Origin of the sequence: Methylotenera sp. (genome assembly GCF_029945535.1) — a bacterium.
Classification (GTDB): domain Bacteria; phylum Pseudomonadota; class Gammaproteobacteria; order Burkholderiales; family Methylophilaceae; genus Methylotenera.
The window spans coordinates 575,217-592,183 of record NZ_JAQSCU010000013.1; the positions used below are offsets into that span (position 1 = coordinate 575,217).

A 16,967-nucleotide genomic window follows, 5' to 3' on the forward strand; every position below is an offset into this window, starting at 1 on the left:
ACTATTCCCTGAACTTTAATGACTAATTGTTTTATTTATTTTTTTTGATTCACGGATAGCTGTGGGAACAGTTCTGACGTCCCATATCAACCCGCAGGCTGCAAGTAGCTTTAAGCCATAAAACGTTAAGTCTATTTCCCACCAATAAAAACCTTGTCGAGCCGAACCTGGATAATGATGATGATTGTTATGCCAGCCTTCGCCTAATGTTAACAATGCAATCCATAGGTTATTGCGGCTTTGATCGCTAGTTGCGTAGCGACGCTTGCCCCAAACGTGTGCGAGCGAGTTCACCGTGAATGTGGCGTGATATAACACTACGGTGGATATAGCAAACCCCCAAACTAGCAATTGCATACCATTAGTGTTGAGGTTTGGGTAATATCCCTCAAGCCACACGCCGAGTAGGTAAATGCCTAGGCCAAAAAGAATCGGTACAACGATATCGAAACGATCGAGTAAACGCAATTCTGCAAATTTAGCCAGCTCTTTGACGCGCTCAGTTTGTGTGGCGAAGTGTTTGTTTGAAAGAAACCAGCCCAAGTGACTCCATAAAAATCCATGTTGCACAGGCGAGTGTGCATCATCTATTTCATCCGATTTAATATGGTGATGCCTATGATGCGAAGCCCACCACAAAGGGCCGCGCTGCACTGCAGTGGCGCCGAACACAGCTAGAATAAACTGGAAAACACGTGTGGTGCGAAAAGCTTTGTGTGAAAAGTAACGATGATAAAAACCAGTAATTGCAAACATTCTAATGGCATATAGTGCGATGGCAAAAATGAGTGCAAACCAGCTAAATTCGACCCAAAAAACTGCGAAGCAAGCTAAATGTAATAACACAAATGGAATCACGCGCCACAAATCAATTTGGCGCCAGTTTGCGCGATAGCTCAGACCATCCTCGGGGATAATCACGGCTTCATTATCAAACCATTTAATAATCTTCTTAAGCATAGTATTTTGAGCGCTCCAATATTACGGATGAGTAACTTTGCTTGTGTTGTGAGGCACTTTCCGTAACTTACTTAAATCGTAGCCTAGGTTTGATACGAAGCTAATTAGCTTGGCATATTCCGCATCACTGATGTTTGGTGTTCTTGCCATTATCCAAACGTAATCACGTGCATTTCTGGCAATAACAGTTTGCGAGTAATCTTCATTTAAATAGGCAATACGATATTCCGCTTTAATTGGCCATATAAATTGCATGCCCCACAAAGCATTACCCGTATTTTCTATGACGAAACCATGTGGCTGATAGGTTTTGAATTCACCCGTTAGGCTACCTTTGTTAAAGGTAAATGTAGTGGCAATACTGCCATCTGCATTGAGTTTATAGTTTTCAATGGCATTGTAAGACTGTGTTTCTATCATGGTGGGAATGGCGGCAATGACATACCAATCGCCCATGAATTTTGGTAAATCCACTTGTGGCACAGTCGCAATAGGCGGCAATTTATTCGTCGCGCAGGCAGATAAAATACTTGCAAGTATTGACATTATTAACACTCTTTTAATATTAGTTGAAATCATATTTAATATAACTTTCAGTTATTTAACTGTATTAATTAACGTAATTTATAATTAATGGTATAGCCTTCTGGTGTAATCGATTTAAGCGCAAGCCACTCATTGTTAGCTGAATACCAAAGCTCAATTTTTAATTTGCTTTTACCATTCAAGCTACCATCTAATTTGTAATGGCTAGCTTCAACTTTTTTGTTTTTTACGTCTATCGTTTCAATACCAAGATTAGTGAATTTTGTGTCTAGCCATTCACCATTTTGTGGATTCAATAGCTTCGCTTGTTGAATGATTTTTTGGTTCCAGTAAGCAAAAGTCATGGTGCAAGCGGGTAACTTTTGTTTAAGTTTGCCATCGTCTACGGTAAATTCTTGCCCAGATAACTTAGCTTTAATATTTGTTTCCACTTTATTTTCTAAGGTATGCGACTCCAAACTGCTTAAACAGTCACCTTGCCATTGTTCAACGGCTTTATGGTCGTATTGATACGCGTTGATAAACAATACTTTGACGTTAAATTTTGCAGTGCTCGTTAACTCGTTAGACTCAGTAAGTTTAAATTCGTGCTGACCGATTTTATTTTTGTCTAAGTACACGTCAAAAGACCATTCTTTGGCACTTATGCCTACAGAAAATAAGCTAGTTATTAATAATGCACTGATCAATAGTGGTTTATGCATAACTATGAATACCTTTTAGGAAACCATGGGATGAAAGCATTGGTGTTTTGAATGTAGTTTAAATAAGTTGGGCGGCGCTCTGCAATATCTTTTTCCAGTAAGGCAACACCACTCACTTTAAGTAGCAATAGGGTCATTAGAATTGGCCCGACAATAGTCCACCATGCGCCACCAGCCGAGGCGATTAGATAAAAGCCCCACCAGACACAACATTCGCCAAAGTAATTTGGGTGCCGACTGTAACGCCATAACCCAGTATTGAGCACCTTGCCCTTATTGCTTGGATTGGCCTTGAATATACTTAACTGCCAGTCACCAATGGTTTCCCATACAAAGCCAAGGGTAAATACGATTCCGCCTAAAACATCAAGCCTAGTTAACAATACTTTTGATTCGATAGCGCCAAATAATGGCATAGAGATAATCCAAGCAAGTACAGCTTGCAAACCAAAGATGATATAAACACTTTTAATCCAAAAGTGAGGTTCGTTATTTTGGCGGATTGCTACATAACGATGATCTTCATGCGGACCCCAGTTACGCCAAGTTAAGTAAACGCAAAGCCTGATTGCCCATAAGCTGACTAAAAATAGCACTAAAAACATGCGAGGCGTGAGTTCGTTTAATAGCAGGGCATAGGTATATGCTGATAACATTAAAAATAAGCTCCACATGCTGTCTACATGGGTCACATTCTTTCTAGCCAAACTGATTAACCAGCCAACGAGTGCTAGTAAACCAATGCTTATGAGGCCGTTTAAATATAGTTGCCAATGTATCAATTGCTTGAGCCTCTTGATGGTTTTGTAGTCGTATAGACGAACCCGTCGAAACGGCTAGAGAGTAGAAGTAATAGCGGTGTAATCACTGCCCAGCCTATCGATAAAGCGATATAACTCGTTGTGCCATGTAAAACAACTGCGCCTAATTTCTCTGCGCCTAAGTATGCTAATGGGCCACCAATTGCACCAAAAATAACCGCGATTAAATATTTGCTGCGCATCCAGCGCAAACTTACATTGAGCGTACTGGTGAATGCCAGCCAAAGGGCTAGAATCCAGACTGGTACAATCGCGTTACTCCAGCCATTGTTCAAATAACTGATGTAGCCTAAAGAAAGCATGGATTGGTCATAAGCAGCGCCAATCAAAAGAGCGCACAACATCAGTAATAGTTCAGCTTTTACATTTTTGGCTTCATATAAATGCCAGCTTAAAACAAGTGCGGTTACTAATACACCTAACCAAGGCATGCCTTTGCCTGCACCTATTACGCAAGCAAACCAAGCAAGTTGAAACAAGATGAAATTAAGAATAAGCATGTTTGATTAAGATTTATACAGGGCGCTCAAACTGGTAGTGAGAAACCCACCATTCTTGGCCGTTTTTATAACCAAATAGCTCTGCACAAGCCATATAAAATATACGCCAGCGATTACGCCACTTGACGGCTTCGTCTGTTCCGTAGGTTTCCATTAAAATTGGTGTGATGATACTTTCATGCTTATCCATATTCTCTAGCCAAGCATTAGCCGTTTTTTCGTAATGCGTGCCATCCCAGCGCCAGCGCTTATTTAGCTTTAATTTTTCTTGAAAATGCAAAGGCAAGTCATCGCTTGGCATCATGCCGCCAGAGAAGAAAAACTGGCTCATCCAATCGTCATCACCTTGCACTTCAAATGCATAGGGCGTTGAGCGATGTACAAATATATGCATAAAAAACTTGCCGCCTGGCACTAACCAATCATGCACTTTTCCATACAATAGCTGGTGATTACGCATGTGTTCAAACATCTCAACCGATACCACTCGATCAAATGCTTGATTGATTGGAAAGTTAATAGGTGAAAAATTATTCATGTCACAAGTGATGACCGTAATATTTTTAAGTCCACGCTGTGCGGCGGTGGCGGTAATGTGTTCGCGTTGCGAATTTGAATTAGAAACCGCCGTAATTTGACTCTTAGGGTAGTGCGCTGCCATCCATAATGTTAGTGACCCCCAGCCGCAGCCTAGTTCTAGAATTTGTTGACCATCTTGCAAATCTGCATGCTCGCAGCTCATTCGTAAGGCATTGGCTTCAGCTTCGTCTAATGAAGATGTATCAGGTAGCCAGAAGCAGCTACTGTACTTACGGTGTTGCCCTAAGCATAGCTCAAAGAATTTGGTTGGTAGCTCGTAATGTTGCGCATTTGCGAGTTCTGGCACTAAAGCAATAGGTGCTGAGTTCATCGCAGCTACAAATTCAGATTCAATTTGAGCTCCAGCTTCGCAGTTGTCTGCACGGATTTCTTTAAGTCGGGTTTCTGATAGTTGTCTAATTCCAGCCCTGATTGCACTATCAGGAACTAAGCCTTTCTCCGCTAACTTAATGGCTAAACTTGTTAATTGCATCATTTCCCTTATTTTTTAAATTGAATATTACCTAGCCTTAAGTAGACGTAACTGACTTCGCTAGGTTCCTTCATTTACAACAAATTCATTCTTTAATACGCGGCATTTGAGTTTATGGATGCATTGAATCATGAATCATTTACATTAAATTAAGCAAATTAAAGTATTAGCCATCCACCATCTATTTTCTGCATCTAAATATAGTGATGCAGCGTATATCTCCTAAGTGATCAATTCAATTCCTAAAAAATGGGTTATTCGTCACGATTTATTTATTTTTTGGAGAATATATGAACAACCAAACTCGCTTCAAAAAGCGACTACTAGCAACAGTAGTTTCAACAATTACGCTAGGGATGAGCATTAGTTCATCAACTACTCAAGCGGAAACTTACAGCAATAAACTCCTTTTAACTGGCGGTGTTTCTCAGGTTGAAGGTGCTGCTGGTGGCGGGTTAACGCCATGGGCATTGATAGGAGGTTATGGTACAAACAATGAAATTGGCGGTAATGTGCATTACACCTATGCAAAAACTAACGATTTTAGATTAGACACCTACGGCGTCACTTTGGGTATTTATGATCGGTTTGAGTTGTCCGTTGCACAGCAATCATTCGACGTAAGTGATTTAAGAGGCAAGGTAAAGGCGGGACTTGGTGCTGATGCCATTGGTCGCGATGAGATTGAGCAAACCATTATTGGTGCAAAAGTACGCATTTTAGGTGAAGCGGTTTTAGAAGCAGATACTTGGATGCCGCAAGTGGCGGTTGGCTTGCAATACAAAAAGAATCATGATGGTGATTTTGTGACGGGTGGTGTGATAGGCGCTAAAAAAGATCATGGAACAGACTTTTACATCGCAGCAACCAAGCTATTGCTGGATAAGAACATATTGTTAAACGGTACTGTGCGCATGACTAAAGCTAACCAGTTTGGTCTTTTAGGTTTTGGTGGTGATAAGCATGATAGTTATAGCCCTGAACTTGAGCTATCAGCAGCGTACTTATTGGCAAAAAATGTTGCCATAGGTGCTGAGTATCGTACAAAACCACACAATTTAGAAAATACTGTAGGTGGTGCCGTGGATCTTAAAGAAGATGATGCATTTGATGTTTTTGTTGCTTATGCCCCAACTAAAAACATTTCACTTACCGCAGCCTATGTCAATTTAGGCAATATTGCGACGGTTAAAGCCGTCGGTGCAGATTACGGTAAACAAGATGCTGTGTACTTGTCGGCGCAGCTTGGTTTCTAAATGCTTGTTAATAAATGCGCCATCAAAAATGGTCAATAGAAAATCTTTAAAGGATTATGTATGAATTTTAAAATTAAAAGCTTAGTTTCAGCCTTGTTTGTTGGATCGGCATTAATACTAGCAATGCCAGCTCAAGCTGATACTGCAATGTCATCACCAAGTGCTAACCTTGGAAATACGCCTATGGTCGGTACAGAAACGTTTCAAGCGTTTGGAGGCAAAGAAGGTTTGGTGAAAATTATGGATGACTTCATGATAGGTTTGGTGGCAGATCCCAGAACCAAGCCATTTTTTGATAACAACAAACAAACTTTTATTAAAGCGATGTTAGTTGAGCAAATGTGTGAGTTGATGAATGGTGGCTGTAAATACCCTGGCCGTGATATGAAAGCTGCGCATGCCAACATGAAAGTAAACCGTGAAGCATTTAACGCGCTTGTGGAGCAGTTTCAATTTGCAATGGATAAACATCAGGTGCCATTTTCTGCACAAAATAAATTGTTAGCTAAATTAGCGCCTATGTATCGTGATATTGAAACGACTAATGGCGCAGCAGTAGCACCGACAAACTTATCTGGTCAATAATGGTAAGTTAGCTTGATGGTTTAAACCACGATCACTGGTCAATTGTTAGATGACTAGTGATCGTGGTTTTTAACTGTAAGGATTCAAAGTAATGAATGATATGTTGTGGAAGCCAATTGTTATTGCCCGGGAATGGTGCGCTTAAAAAGCCAACATGTCCACCTTCTTCGGTGGTTTCTAAGGTCACGGTATCAGATACTGAAAATTGATCAGGTAGAGACTCTACAGGAATAAAAGGATCGTTTTTTGCGTTAAGAACTAAGGTTGGAATATGGATATAGGGTAGCCAAGGCTTGGCCGCATTTTTAGCCCAATAATCGTCAGCATCTTTAAAGCCATGTAGCTTGGCGGTGACGTAGGTATCAAACTCGCGAATAGTCTTTGCGGATTTAATCTTTTCCTCATCCAACAAACCTGGAAATTGGTGCGCTTTTTCAAGGGCTTTTGGCCGCATGCTATTTACAAACATAGGGGTATAAAGCACGCGATTAAGCCCTTTATCTAATGCTTCTCCACAAGCGGCCAAGTCTGTAGGGGCTGAAATGGCTGCTGCCGATTGAATGATCTTTGCTGCATGTTCACCTGATTCACCCAGCCACTTTAACAGCGCATTACCGCCTAATGAAACGCCAACGGCATATACTGGCGCATTGCCCACAGTTTTTTTAACGCGAGATAGTGCCATTTCTATATCAGCACTATCTCCAGCAAAATAGGCGCGAGGTAAACGATTGTTTTCGCCAGAGCAGCCGCGAAAATGCACAACCACGCCGTGCCAACCTTTTGCTTGCAAGTTAGCCATTAAGGCTAAAGCGTAATGGCTTTTAGAACTGCCCTCTAGACCATGAAATAACACGACAGTTGGCGTGTTTACAGCATCGACACTTTGTTGACTGCTATTCTCGTTATCTAGCCAATCTACATCCATGAAGTCGCCGTCATCTAATTCCCAGCGTTCACGACGGTACTTCACTCCTTGTTTCGCAGCGAATACTGCTGGATAAATCGTTTGCAGATGCCCACTAGGGAGCCAAAATGGTGCTGAGTATGACTCTTCAGCAACACTTGGCGTTGCTACGAAGCCAAATATCATCATAAAAACTACGCTATATCTGTTCAAAGTGTTTGTTTAATGTGGTTGTGTGTAGCTTAAACAGTTAGGCGTTTCTAATAAACAATAAGCAGCCATGGTCAGTGCGAATCTCGCGATGTGCGCTGCCTGCATGAGCAAGGTGGTAATCACCAATGCCACATAAAATGTCTTCAAGCCAAACTTCGCCTTCTAGCACGATGGCTTCTTCATCAAAATCATGTTCGTGCGCTGGTAAAAAACTATTGGCGGCCATTTTAACTAGAGCTGAGCGACTGTCAGATCCTTGCCTTAATATCTTGACTTGCACGCCTTCGGCAACAGTGCGCCAATCGCCTTGGTCAGCAAACACAAAGCGATTACTACTTTCAGCAGTTTTAATTCTATTGAGTAAGGTTGCTTTCATTCTGCTTGCCACTTCTGGTGCAGGAATGGTCGGTAGTAGGCTTGATGCTACCGCACCAGCCACTGTGATATCTAATGCTTCTAAAAAATTTAAGTCTTTATCTTTAGCCATGATTAGGCCTCCTGGTGCAATAGCGCATCTTTTAGTGTCGCTTGTGCACGTTTAATATGTGATTTAACAGAACCTAAAGGTAAGTTGGTCTGTTCGGAAATTTCTTGATGGGTATACCCTTTAAAAAAAGCAAGCGCAATTAACTGTCTTTGGATGGCAGAAAGCTTTGCCATGGCAACATGTAGCGCCGAATCTCTTTCTAAAGTCAGCATTTTCTCAAGCGTGGGGCAAGAAAATCCTGTTTCTACAACTAACTCACTAGGTTCGGGGTGGGAATCTGCTTCGTCTAACTTACGCAATGCATCTAAAGCGCGAGTTCGGCAGATGAGCATTAGCCACGCCATCGGCACGCCGCGGCTAATATCAAACCTAACCGCCTGATGCCAAACCTGCCAATAGGTATCGCCTACAACATCCTCAGCTAAGTCGTGACGGCGCGTGATTTTAAGCGCTAGCCCATAGACTTTTGACAAGGTCAGGTCGTAAAAAGCCTCAAGCGACGACTCATCTCTTTTCGCCATCCTACCAATAAGCGCGAGCATATCCGACGGCGGCGAGAGGTCGTGCAGATGCGTAGGTGTTACATACATAAGTTCAACCATGGTATTTAATCAAATTAACTATCATATGAAGCATTACGCAACATATGTGCTTTTGGATGCAATCTATAGCGAGATTGCAAAAACATCTTAAAGTTTAATTAAGTTGTTTCCATACTTTGCGATAAGCAGCTAATAATTGTTGGTGCATTTTGCTGGCTTCCATATTTGCGCCTAAATTACCTAGGCCAAAATACTGTTCTTCTTGATTCACTAGACGTTGTGCTTGAGCCAAAGTATCTTTGCCATACATAAGCGCCAAGTTGGCTTCAAATAAAGCAGTATCGCCATTCTCTAACTCTTCTTCAATTTGCACTAAGTTGGCAATGCAGCGATAAACTTTGGCACGTGCTGGCGGCAATTCGTTAAATTGCGCAATCCAAGCGCAGCCATCTAGGATATTGTCTATATCACCTGCGGCTAAAGCTGCGAGCGTTTTGAGCTCACCGGCACGTAAATCTACCCAAGTAGTGCCAGCGTCAGCGCATAGACCTATCAATGTCGTGACTGGTAATTCATCGGCTAAATCTAAATCAAGCAGCGTTTCAAGTAGTTCTGCAGATTCCTCTTGTTGCAAATCTTGTAGTCGCAATGCAAAAGGGCGCACTAAATTACCTACGGTATTGTTTTCCCATTCCAATTCTTCAACAGGATAAATTTCTGACATGCCTGGTACAAAAATGCGGCAGGCATAGACACCTAAATGCATAAAGTCGGCGATGTACATATCATGTTCGCTATTGTGGATAGTATTCACGCACCAGTTGTAATCTTCTTCCGTTGTGGTGCCGAAATTCCAGTCGACAAATTCGTAATCTGGCGTGCTGCGTAAGAAGTCCCAGCTAATCACGCCACTAGAGTCCACAAAGTGGATTTCTAAGTTTTGTGAATCAGCAATTTCTTCCATATCAAAGCCGGGTGCAACGAAGCCTTTTAAACTACCAAGTGCGCGTCCTTGTAGTAACTCGGTCAATGCACGTTCTAGTGCCACTTCAAAACGCGGATGTGCACCGAAGCTGGCAAAACAGCCTTGATCTTCAGGGTGTAACAAGGTGACGTTCATTACTGGGTATTGTCCGCCTAAAGAAGCATCTTTCACTAAAATGCCGTAACCTGCATCACGTAAACCTTTAATGCCTGCAGCAATGCGTGGGAAGCGGTTAATCACAGCTTCTGGCACGTCAGGTAAGCAAATGCCTTCACGGATGATTTTGTATTTAATGTCGCGTTCAAAAATTTCAGCAAGCGCTTGTGTGCGGGCTTCCATCAAGGTATTGCCCGCACTCATGCCGTTACTCACATACAAATTGCCGATCAGGTTGACTGGGAAATAAACGACTTTATCATCACGCAAACGCGTGTATGGAATAGCGCAAATACCGCGCTCTTTATTGCCTGAGTTTAAATCAATTAGTTGGCTGGCAACTGCTGTGCCTTCTGGATTGTAGAATTTTTGTAGCTCTGGTGTGAGTAAGCCAGCAGGCCATTTGTCAGCAGATTTACCTTTATTTAAGGGGAACCATTGCTCATTTGGGTAGTGTACAAACTCTTTATTAGCGATGGTTTCGCCTAGGTAAAAATGCGTCCAAAAGTAGTTAGTACTTAGGCGTTCAAAATATTCGCCCAACGCACTCGCGCGAGCCGCTAATTGAGATGCGCCCTTGCCGTTAGTAAATAGGCGAGTGCAATCGCGGTCAATCACGTGCACAGACCAAATACCTTCAATCTCATTTAACCATGATTTTTCTTCTACATGGATACCAAGCGCCTCTAGTTTGCCTTGTAGCGTGCGGATGGATGATTCTAGTGAGGCATCTTTGCTAGGGATAAAGGTTTCTGTAGTGGTTGAATTGACAGTCATTTTGAAGGCTCTTGGCTAAAAGCCTACAGAATATCATGCGGAGCTAAAACAGCGAAAATAAGGCGGTAAATTGACTACTTTTTATCGATTCTATCTGGCGATAACGCGCGTCGATATTCCTCTAATTTAGTTTCGTAATTTTCGGCTTCACCAAAGTCTAAAAATTTGGAATAGCGCGCATGCGTACCTAATACTTTTCTGGCATGTTTAATTGGGCAAAAATATTGCTCGGTTCTGGCGATAATCTCGCTGATATAAGCCACCATACCAGTGCCGTAAGCGCAGTAAGTACAATGAAACTTTTCAATGAAGTTCAAGTAACTTAAATGTTGGCGATCAAAAATAATATAGTCACCACGTTTCACTTTTTTAATACCGTAAATCGGAAAGCAAGTCATTTGGTAAAAACTGACAAAAAGATCGGTGACGAGCAGGGGAACAATCATCGAATAAATGATAGGTCCAGTAATCAGGTTTTGTGGGCGGTCTGTGACCAGCCAGCGAAAGAAATTTCGTTTGAGTTTACGGTGTGTAGCTTTGATGGATTGTTCAAACTCAACACGCTTACCTTTGATTTGAAAAAACATGGTTGATTGCTGTTCGCTTAAGGCTGTGCGCAGCTCGTCTTCTAGTAAATTCATTTGATTTAGTAACTGTTGAACGCGCTCATTCATGTTGTTTTCCGTAGACATAATTTCAGTTAACTCAGTATACGGCATTAAAGGGGAGAGAGTTTTTGACGTTATTTAATCTATGATTAGTATTGCAGCAGTAAACTTACTTTAAGTGATGTGATGACGTGCAGCTAAATATAAATTTTATTTTACATTTTGTTACATATGTATAGAATTGTCTTTGCAAAGTTGTAGCTATTCATCCAAATTAGAATATGAAAAATCAAACACACTTCAAGGTAGATAAAATATCCAACCAAGATTATTGTTAGATATAATGAAGTCCAAGGACGAGTTTGTTTCAACATCTTTGCTACAAATATAAACTTATAGGCATGTAGTCACGGTTTAAGGGAAGTATTAATGCGCTATATAGTTTTGTTAACAACAATACTGCTCTTTGTAGCAGGTCAGGCAGTTGGCGCAGAAAAAAGTACTAATAATCAAGCAGATTTAACTCACATGGAGTTAGAACAGCTACTTGATGTGGAGTATGTTTCGGCGGCTAAAATTGCTAATCAAATTAGCGATGCAAGTACTGCTATTTCAATCGTCACTGCTGATGATATTCGTGCTTATGGATATCGTAGTGTGGCTGAAATAGTCAATAGCATGCGTGGACTCTATACGCCGTATGACGGGAGTATCTATTACCTTGGCGGACGAGGCCTTGGTCGTTCTGGCGATTATGTTGGTCGTATATTATTGATGATTGATGGGTATGCCACCAACGATAATATTTACGATGAAGCTTACATTGGTAACGATGGTTTACTGGATACGGAACTCATCGAGCGAGTAGAGTATGTCCCAGGCTCTGGTTCAGCCATCTACGGAAATAATGCTTTCTTTGGCATCATTAATATCATTACAAAAAAAGGTCGTGATTTTAACGGAACTCAGGTGTCAGGTGAACTCGCTAGTTTTGGCGGAAAAAAAGGCCGAGTTACCTACGGTAAACGATTTGATAATGGTGCAGATATTCTGCTTTCAGCTTCTGCGTTACATAGTGACGGACAAGACCACTACTATCCTGAGTTCAATAGCCCATCAACTAATTACGGTGTAGCCAATAACCTTGATTTTGAGCGTAGCCCGCGTCTTTTCGGTAAATTACAGTTTGAGGGCGTAAGCATTGAAGGAGGATACGTTTCACGAAGACATGCTAATCCAACAGGGGCTTATGGTACGGTTTTTAACGCATTAACATGGGATTGGGACACCAATGGATTTCTTAGCTTAAAATCAGATAATAATATCGGCTCTCACGTAAAGGCTTCTAGCCATGTGTATTACGGCTACTATCTGGATCGAACAGCGTTAACTGACCCAACACTAGGTTTTATACATGAACATAACCGCGGTCAATGGGTTGGTGGAGATGTAAAGTTTGTTGGCGACTGGTTTGATGATCACAAATTAGTGTTTGGTGCGGAGTATCGTAATGACTTTGAAATAAGTTTTCAAAACCACTTCGGCTCGTCAGACTACAGCAGAGAAACAGTAAGTTTTTATGCTCAAGATGAAATGAGCGTGACTAACAACTTAAAGTTTAACCTTGGTGGTAGAGTTGAGAATACCTCAGGACTAGGCACAAACATTAGTCCTCGGGCTGCTTTAATCTACACGCCATTTAATCCCACGACCGTTAAATTGTCATATAGCTCTGCATTCCGACGGCCCTCTGCATACGAACAGTTCTATCATGATGACACACAAGCAATCAATCCAGCTCTAGGGCCTGAGTTCGTCACATCAACTGAATTAACTGTTCAACAGCAGTTTTCTAGAAATATGCGAGCAATCGCATCACTTTACCATTATCAAACAAGCGACATTATTACGAGTATACCTGTACCTTCACCTTCTACGTTGAATCAGAATGTCAACTCGGGTGGTGGGCATGCTAATGGCTTAGAACTCGAGCTGCATAGACTTTGGGATAATGGCGTGCGATTGCATGGTAGTTATGCAAAGCAGTTTTCGACAGATTCAGACGGATTGCGCATGGTGAACTCTCCACAGAATCTTGGCAAAATAAATCTAACTTTTCCTATGCTGCAAAATACAGTTCGTACTGGGTTTGAAGTGCAAACTACCAGCTCGCGCTACACTGAAAAAAGAATGTTGGCAGCGGGCTACACTGTGGCGAATCTAACGTTCAGCTCCGAGCGGCCAGTCAATGGCGTTAGCGCATCTTTTAGTATTAAAAATCTTTTTGATCGTCAATACGTTTCAGTGGCTCCTGCTGGGTTAGTGCAGGATACGCTGCAGATGGATGGCCGTAATTTTTGGCTACAAGTTGATTACGCCTTCAAATGAAAATAAAACCTTTAATCTATAAATGTTTTATTGCAAGTCTGCTTGGCTTGCCTTTGGTGCAAAGCTGCCAAGCTGATCCTGCGCCAGAGTACAAATTAAAAGCCGCTTTCATTTATAACTTTATTCTATTAACTGAATGGCCTAAAACAGTCAATGACTCCTTGCGTGTTTGTGTTATCGGGAAAAGCGCGATGGATGATGCCATTAATGAAATTGATGGTACTGAGGCTAATAAACGATATATTAGAATCATCCGCTTGCAAAACTTTTCCAACATAGAGGCTTGTGAAGTTCTTTATCTGGGCGACACTGATCCATTAGATATTAAAAACATTCTTAACAAACTTGGTGAATTGCCTGTGCTGACAGTGAGCGATAACGTTGATTTGGTGAAGTCAGGCGTGATGATTAATATGTTTCCAGACAATCGGCGATTGGTTTTTAACGTCAATGTTGAGTCTGCGAAACACGCGCATTTAACTTTAAGCTCCAGACTAGTTCGGCTGGCAAAATAGATTGATATGATTAAAAGACAAAAACATTTTTTATCGATTAAAACCAAATTAACCACGATTAGTGTGGTTTCGATTATATCAGCGATGCTGGTGATGCTAATTGTGATGATGTCGTATGAGTTTTACTTTCTCAGGCAGAATCAGTCTGTTGATTTATCGGTTCAATCAAACATTATTGCAGACAATAGCGCGGCCGCTATAGCTTTTATTGACCCGGTAGCTACCAGTGATGTGCTCTCTGCACTGCATGCTTCACCTAGCCTAGATAGGGCGCAAATTTTCCTACGCGATGGCACTCCTTTTGCGGCGTATAGTAAGTCAAATCTACAGCAATCAGAGGCGCTAGATAGGCCCACTTGGTACGGTACTAAGTACACGTGGACTAAGATGACTTTGTCGGAAGACATTAAATTTAAAGGTAATTCAGTTGGACAGCTTGTACTAGAGGCTAACTTCAATCTGCTTTATCAGCATATATTTTTGTATGGAGGTATAGCTTTGCTAGCGGTTGTTGTGGCGCTAAGCTTTGCAATGCTTATGCTACGCCCCCTGATACGTTCAATTACACAGCCAATTCTGAATATGAATTATATGATGCGTCATATTTCCAACAATATCGACTATTCAGGCCGTATGGATCATATTTCTAGTGATGAAGTAGGGGAGTTAGCCACTGGTTTTAACGAAATGCTGCAACAGATACAACTTGCTGAAGTCCGAGAGGAGTCCCAAAGCAATATTATGAGGATGTTGGCTAATCACAAGCCCTTAGGTGAGGTGCTTGAAGCTATTGTAGCTAGCAGGTTTTCAGAAAGTACCGAGCATTCTAATAAAGACGCAATTTGTTGTTTCTGGTTGCTTAATAATGACAGCACACAGTTTTGTCGCAACATCTCACTCAATTTACCTGATTTTTATATTGATTTTATAAAAGAGATGAAGCTTAGTCATGGCCTAACGCCTTGCGCAACTGCTGTGGTTACTGGTAAGCCGGTCATCATTGAAAATATTCAGGCGCACCCCTATGACTCAGCATATAAAGCACTTGCTAATAAGGCTGGATTAGCGGCATGCTGGTCACATCCAGTGATTTCTTCGACGGGTAAAGTCCTAGGTGTATTTTCTATTTACCACCATGAAGCACTCAGCCCCAAAGACTCTGATATTGCTATTATTGAACAATATGCAGATTTGGCTAGCATTGCTATTGAACGGGATAGAGCCGAGTCTGAACTTACAATTGCCGCAACGGCATTTCAATCACAAGAAAGCTTGCTGATCACTGATGCTAATTGCATCATATTGCGAGTTAATCAGGCTTTTACTGAATCGACTGGCTATGCGGCTGATGAAGTCATTGGTCAACATGCTTATATATTCAAATCAAACCTCCATACTGCAGATTTTTATTTAGAGATATGGGAATCCATTCGTAAAACAGGTGCATGGCAAGGGGAGATTTGGGCGCGTCGTAAGAGTGGTGAGGTTTATCCCAAATGGCTTACTATTTCTGCGGTCAGTGGCAAGGACGGCGTAGTCAGTCATTATGTAGGTGCAGGCATTGATATTACACAACGTAAAGCGGCTGAAGAAGAAATCAGGAATCTAGCATTTTATGATTCACTTACAGGTCTACCTAACAGGCGATTGCTGATTGATAGGCTTAAACATACCTTGGCAGCCAGTGCCCGCAGTAAAATGTACGGCGCAGTCTTATTTCTTGATTTAGATAATTTTAAGACACTTAATGACACACTTGGTCATGATGTGGGCGATTTGTTATTGCAACAAGTCGCTAACCGCTTAACCGCTACCTCACGTGAAGAAGACACGATTGCGCGCATAGGCGGTGATGAGTTTGTTGTAATTTTAGAAAACTTGAGCGACAAGCCTATAGAAGCTGCTGAGCATGCAAAAGTGATATGCGATAAATATTTAAGCATACTCAATGAATCTTATACGCTTTCTAAGTATGAGTGCCTAAGCTCACCAAGCATAGGCGTTACCTTGTTTAATGATCATCAGTCGGGTATAGAAGAGTTGTTAAAACAGGCTGATATTGCGATGTATCAAGCAAAAAAAGCAGGGCGTAATGCCATACGATTTTTTGACCCTAAAATGCAAGATGCGATTAACCACCTTGTTAATTTAGACCGTGAATTGCGCGTGGCGATTGAACGACAACAGTTTCAATTGTACTTTCAAGTGCAAGTCGATATTGCAGGTCAGCCTTTAGGCGCAGAAGTGCTGATTCGTTGGATTCACCCTATACACGGGACAGTATTTCCACCTGCATTTATCCCACTAGCTGAAGATAATGGTCTGATTTTTACTATCGGAAAATGGGTGCTAGACAAGGCCTGTGCACAGCTTAAAGCTTGGGAGTTAGAGGCTAGCACTCGCAACCTCAAGCTCTCGATTAATGTAAGTGCTAAGCAGTTTTATCAAGCAGACTTTATTAAGCAAGTTAAGATGGCCATAGAAAATCATGCGATCAACCCAGCGATGCTTAAACTAGAATTAACCGAAAGTATGTTGTTAGATAATATTGAAGACACGATTAAGACGATGAATGTTTTGAAAGAAATAGGCATCCAGTTTTCACTGGATGACTTTGGAACAGGTTACTCATCTCTACAGTATTTAAAGCAATTACCACTCACTCAATTGAAAATAGATAAATCATTCGTACACGACATTGCGGTGGACAACAGTGATCAAGCCATTGTACGTACCACCATTGTGATGGCGCAAACATTAAATCTTGAGGTGATTGCTGAAGGCGTTGAAACCAGTGAACAACTAAACGTACTGATCAATAGTGGTTGCACTTGTTTTCAAGGATTCTTATTTGGGCAGCCCATGCCAATTGAGCAGTTTGAAGCTCAGATTAAACTGATGTGAAAAGCAATCAATAAAAATGCCTAAGATGGAGATTAACTGCT

The 16,967-nt window shown here is 41.5% G+C and carries 16 protein-coding genes; 5 read left to right on the plus strand and 11 right to left on the minus strand.

Annotated elements, in window-relative coordinates:
* Positions 1–15: 15 nt before the first annotated feature.
* From PSU72_RS10370 to PSU72_RS10395, 6 genes are all read right to left on the minus strand, one after another.
* Positions 16–960, minus strand: a complete 945-nt coding sequence (locus tag PSU72_RS10370) for an acyl-CoA desaturase (RefSeq protein ID WP_300432334.1) — start codon at positions 958–960, stop codon at positions 16–18.
* Positions 961–981: 21 nt separating this feature from the next.
* Positions 982–1,506, minus strand: coding sequence for a lipocalin family protein (locus PSU72_RS10375; RefSeq protein WP_300432336.1), 525 nt, complete (start codon positions 1,504–1,506; stop codon positions 982–984).
* A 68-nt stretch (positions 1,507–1,574) separates the two neighbouring features.
* Positions 1,575–2,210: a DUF6134 family protein gene (locus PSU72_RS10380; protein ID WP_300432338.1), complete on the minus strand. Its 636-nt coding sequence runs from the start codon at positions 2,208–2,210 to the stop codon at positions 1,575–1,577.
* Positions 2,211–2,212: 2 nt separating this feature from the next.
* Positions 2,213–2,992, minus strand: coding sequence for a DUF1295 domain-containing protein (locus tag PSU72_RS10385; RefSeq protein ID WP_300432340.1), 780 nt, complete (start codon positions 2,990–2,992; stop codon positions 2,213–2,215).
* Positions 2,989–3,531, minus strand: a complete 543-nt coding sequence (locus PSU72_RS10390; RefSeq protein ID WP_300432342.1) for a DUF2878 domain-containing protein — start codon at positions 3,529–3,531, stop codon at positions 2,989–2,991. The genes PSU72_RS10385 and PSU72_RS10390 overlap by 4 nt, the downstream gene beginning before the upstream one ends.
* Positions 3,532–3,544: 13 nt before the next feature.
* The gene (locus PSU72_RS10395) at positions 3,545–4,603 is read right to left on the minus strand and encodes a cyclopropane-fatty-acyl-phospholipid synthase family protein (RefSeq protein ID WP_300432533.1); all 1,059 of its coding nucleotides are present in this window, start codon (positions 4,601–4,603) and stop codon (positions 3,545–3,547) included.
* Positions 4,604–4,893: 290 nt separating this feature from the next.
* On the opposite strand from PSU72_RS10395, the gene PSU72_RS10400 reads away from it, so the two are divergent.
* Entirely contained in the window at positions 4,894–5,859 is a 966-nt protein-coding gene (locus PSU72_RS10400) for a DUF3034 family protein (RefSeq protein ID WP_300432344.1), read from the plus strand.
* Positions 5,860–5,919: 60 nt separating this feature from the next.
* Positions 5,920–6,444, plus strand: a complete 525-nt coding sequence (locus PSU72_RS10405; protein WP_300432346.1) for a group 1 truncated hemoglobin — start codon at positions 5,920–5,922, stop codon at positions 6,442–6,444.
* A 31-nt stretch (positions 6,445–6,475) separates the two neighbouring features.
* Here the strand turns inward: PSU72_RS10405 and PSU72_RS10410 are convergent, their stop codons facing one another.
* The 5 genes from PSU72_RS10410 to PSU72_RS10430 form a co-directional block, all read right to left on the minus strand.
* Entirely contained in the window at positions 6,476–7,540 is a 1,065-nt protein-coding gene (locus PSU72_RS10410) for a hydrolase (RefSeq protein ID WP_300432348.1), read from the minus strand.
* A 61-nt stretch (positions 7,541–7,601) separates the two neighbouring features.
* Positions 7,602–8,051, minus strand: coding sequence for a cupin domain-containing protein (locus PSU72_RS10415; RefSeq protein WP_300432350.1), 450 nt, complete (start codon positions 8,049–8,051; stop codon positions 7,602–7,604).
* 2 nt (positions 8,052–8,053) lie between these two features.
* Positions 8,054–8,653, minus strand: a complete 600-nt coding sequence (locus tag PSU72_RS10420; protein WP_300432352.1) for a sigma-70 family RNA polymerase sigma factor — start codon at positions 8,651–8,653, stop codon at positions 8,054–8,056.
* Positions 8,654–8,747: 94 nt separating this feature from the next.
* Positions 8,748–10,511, minus strand: a complete 1,764-nt coding sequence (gene ycaO / locus PSU72_RS10425) for a 30S ribosomal protein S12 methylthiotransferase accessory factor YcaO (RefSeq protein ID WP_300432355.1) — start codon at positions 10,509–10,511, stop codon at positions 8,748–8,750.
* A gap of 74 nt (positions 10,512–10,585) precedes the next feature.
* Positions 10,586–11,185: a hypothetical protein gene (locus PSU72_RS10430; RefSeq protein WP_300432357.1), complete on the minus strand. Its 600-nt coding sequence runs from the start codon at positions 11,183–11,185 to the stop codon at positions 10,586–10,588.
* A 363-nt stretch (positions 11,186–11,548) separates the two neighbouring features.
* Here PSU72_RS10430 and PSU72_RS10435 point away from each other — a divergent pair, with 363 nt between their 5' ends.
* The 3 genes from PSU72_RS10435 to PSU72_RS10445 are packed head-to-tail and all read left to right on the plus strand — an operon-like array spanning position 11,549 to position 16,926.
* On the plus strand, positions 11,549–13,507 hold the full coding sequence (locus PSU72_RS10435) for a TonB-dependent siderophore receptor (RefSeq protein ID WP_300432359.1): 1,959 nt from the start codon (positions 11,549–11,551) through the stop codon (positions 13,505–13,507).
* On the plus strand, positions 13,504–14,022 hold the full coding sequence (locus PSU72_RS10440; RefSeq protein ID WP_300432361.1) for a YfiR family protein: 519 nt from the start codon (positions 13,504–13,506) through the stop codon (positions 14,020–14,022). Before PSU72_RS10435 ends, PSU72_RS10440 begins: the two co-directional genes overlap by 4 nt.
* Positions 14,023–14,028: 6 nt before the next feature.
* Complete coding sequence (locus PSU72_RS10445) at positions 14,029–16,926, plus strand: EAL domain-containing protein (protein WP_300432363.1); 2,898 nt, start codon at positions 14,029–14,031, stop codon at positions 16,924–16,926.
* Positions 16,927–16,967: the final 41 nt, after the last annotated feature.

Bases quoted from the DNA above. Each gene is read 5' to 3' on its own strand.
- PSU72_RS10370 (WP_300432334.1), bottom strand. From the start codon at position 960: ATGCTTAAGAAGATTATTAAATGGTTTGATAATGAAGCCGTGATTATC.
- PSU72_RS10375 (WP_300432336.1), bottom strand. From the start codon at position 1,506: ATGTCAATACTTGCAAGTATTTTATCTGCCTGCGCGACGAATAAATTG.
- PSU72_RS10380 (WP_300432338.1), bottom strand. From the start codon at position 2,210: ATGCATAAACCACTATTGATCAGTGCATTATTAATAACTAGCTTATTT.
- PSU72_RS10390 (WP_300432342.1), bottom strand. From the start codon at position 3,531: ATGCTTATTCTTAATTTCATCTTGTTTCAACTTGCTTGGTTTGCTTGC.
- PSU72_RS10395 (WP_300432533.1), bottom strand. From the start codon at position 4,603: ATGCAATTAACAAGTTTAGCCATTAAGTTAGCGGAGAAAGGCTTAGTT.
- PSU72_RS10400 (WP_300432344.1), top strand. From the start codon at position 4,894: ATGAACAACCAAACTCGCTTCAAAAAGCGACTACTAGCAACAGTAGTT.
- PSU72_RS10405 (WP_300432346.1), top strand. From the start codon at position 5,920: ATGAATTTTAAAATTAAAAGCTTAGTTTCAGCCTTGTTTGTTGGATCG.
- PSU72_RS10410 (WP_300432348.1), bottom strand. From the start codon at position 7,540: ATGATGATATTTGGCTTCGTAGCAACGCCAAGTGTTGCTGAAGAGTCA.
- PSU72_RS10415 (WP_300432350.1), bottom strand. From the start codon at position 8,051: ATGGCTAAAGATAAAGACTTAAATTTTTTAGAAGCATTAGATATCACA.
- PSU72_RS10420 (WP_300432352.1), bottom strand. From the start codon at position 8,653: ATGGTTGAACTTATGTATGTAACACCTACGCATCTGCACGACCTCTCG.
- ycaO (WP_300432355.1), bottom strand. From the start codon at position 10,511: ATGACTGTCAATTCAACCACTACAGAAACCTTTATCCCTAGCAAAGAT.
- PSU72_RS10430 (WP_300432357.1), bottom strand. From the start codon at position 11,185: ATGAATGAGCGCGTTCAACAGTTACTAAATCAAATGAATTTACTAGAA.
- PSU72_RS10435 (WP_300432359.1), top strand. From the start codon at position 11,549: ATGCGCTATATAGTTTTGTTAACAACAATACTGCTCTTTGTAGCAGGT.
- PSU72_RS10440 (WP_300432361.1), top strand. From the start codon at position 13,504: ATGAAAATAAAACCTTTAATCTATAAATGTTTTATTGCAAGTCTGCTT.
- PSU72_RS10445 (WP_300432363.1), top strand. From the start codon at position 14,029: ATGATTAAAAGACAAAAACATTTTTTATCGATTAAAACCAAATTAACC.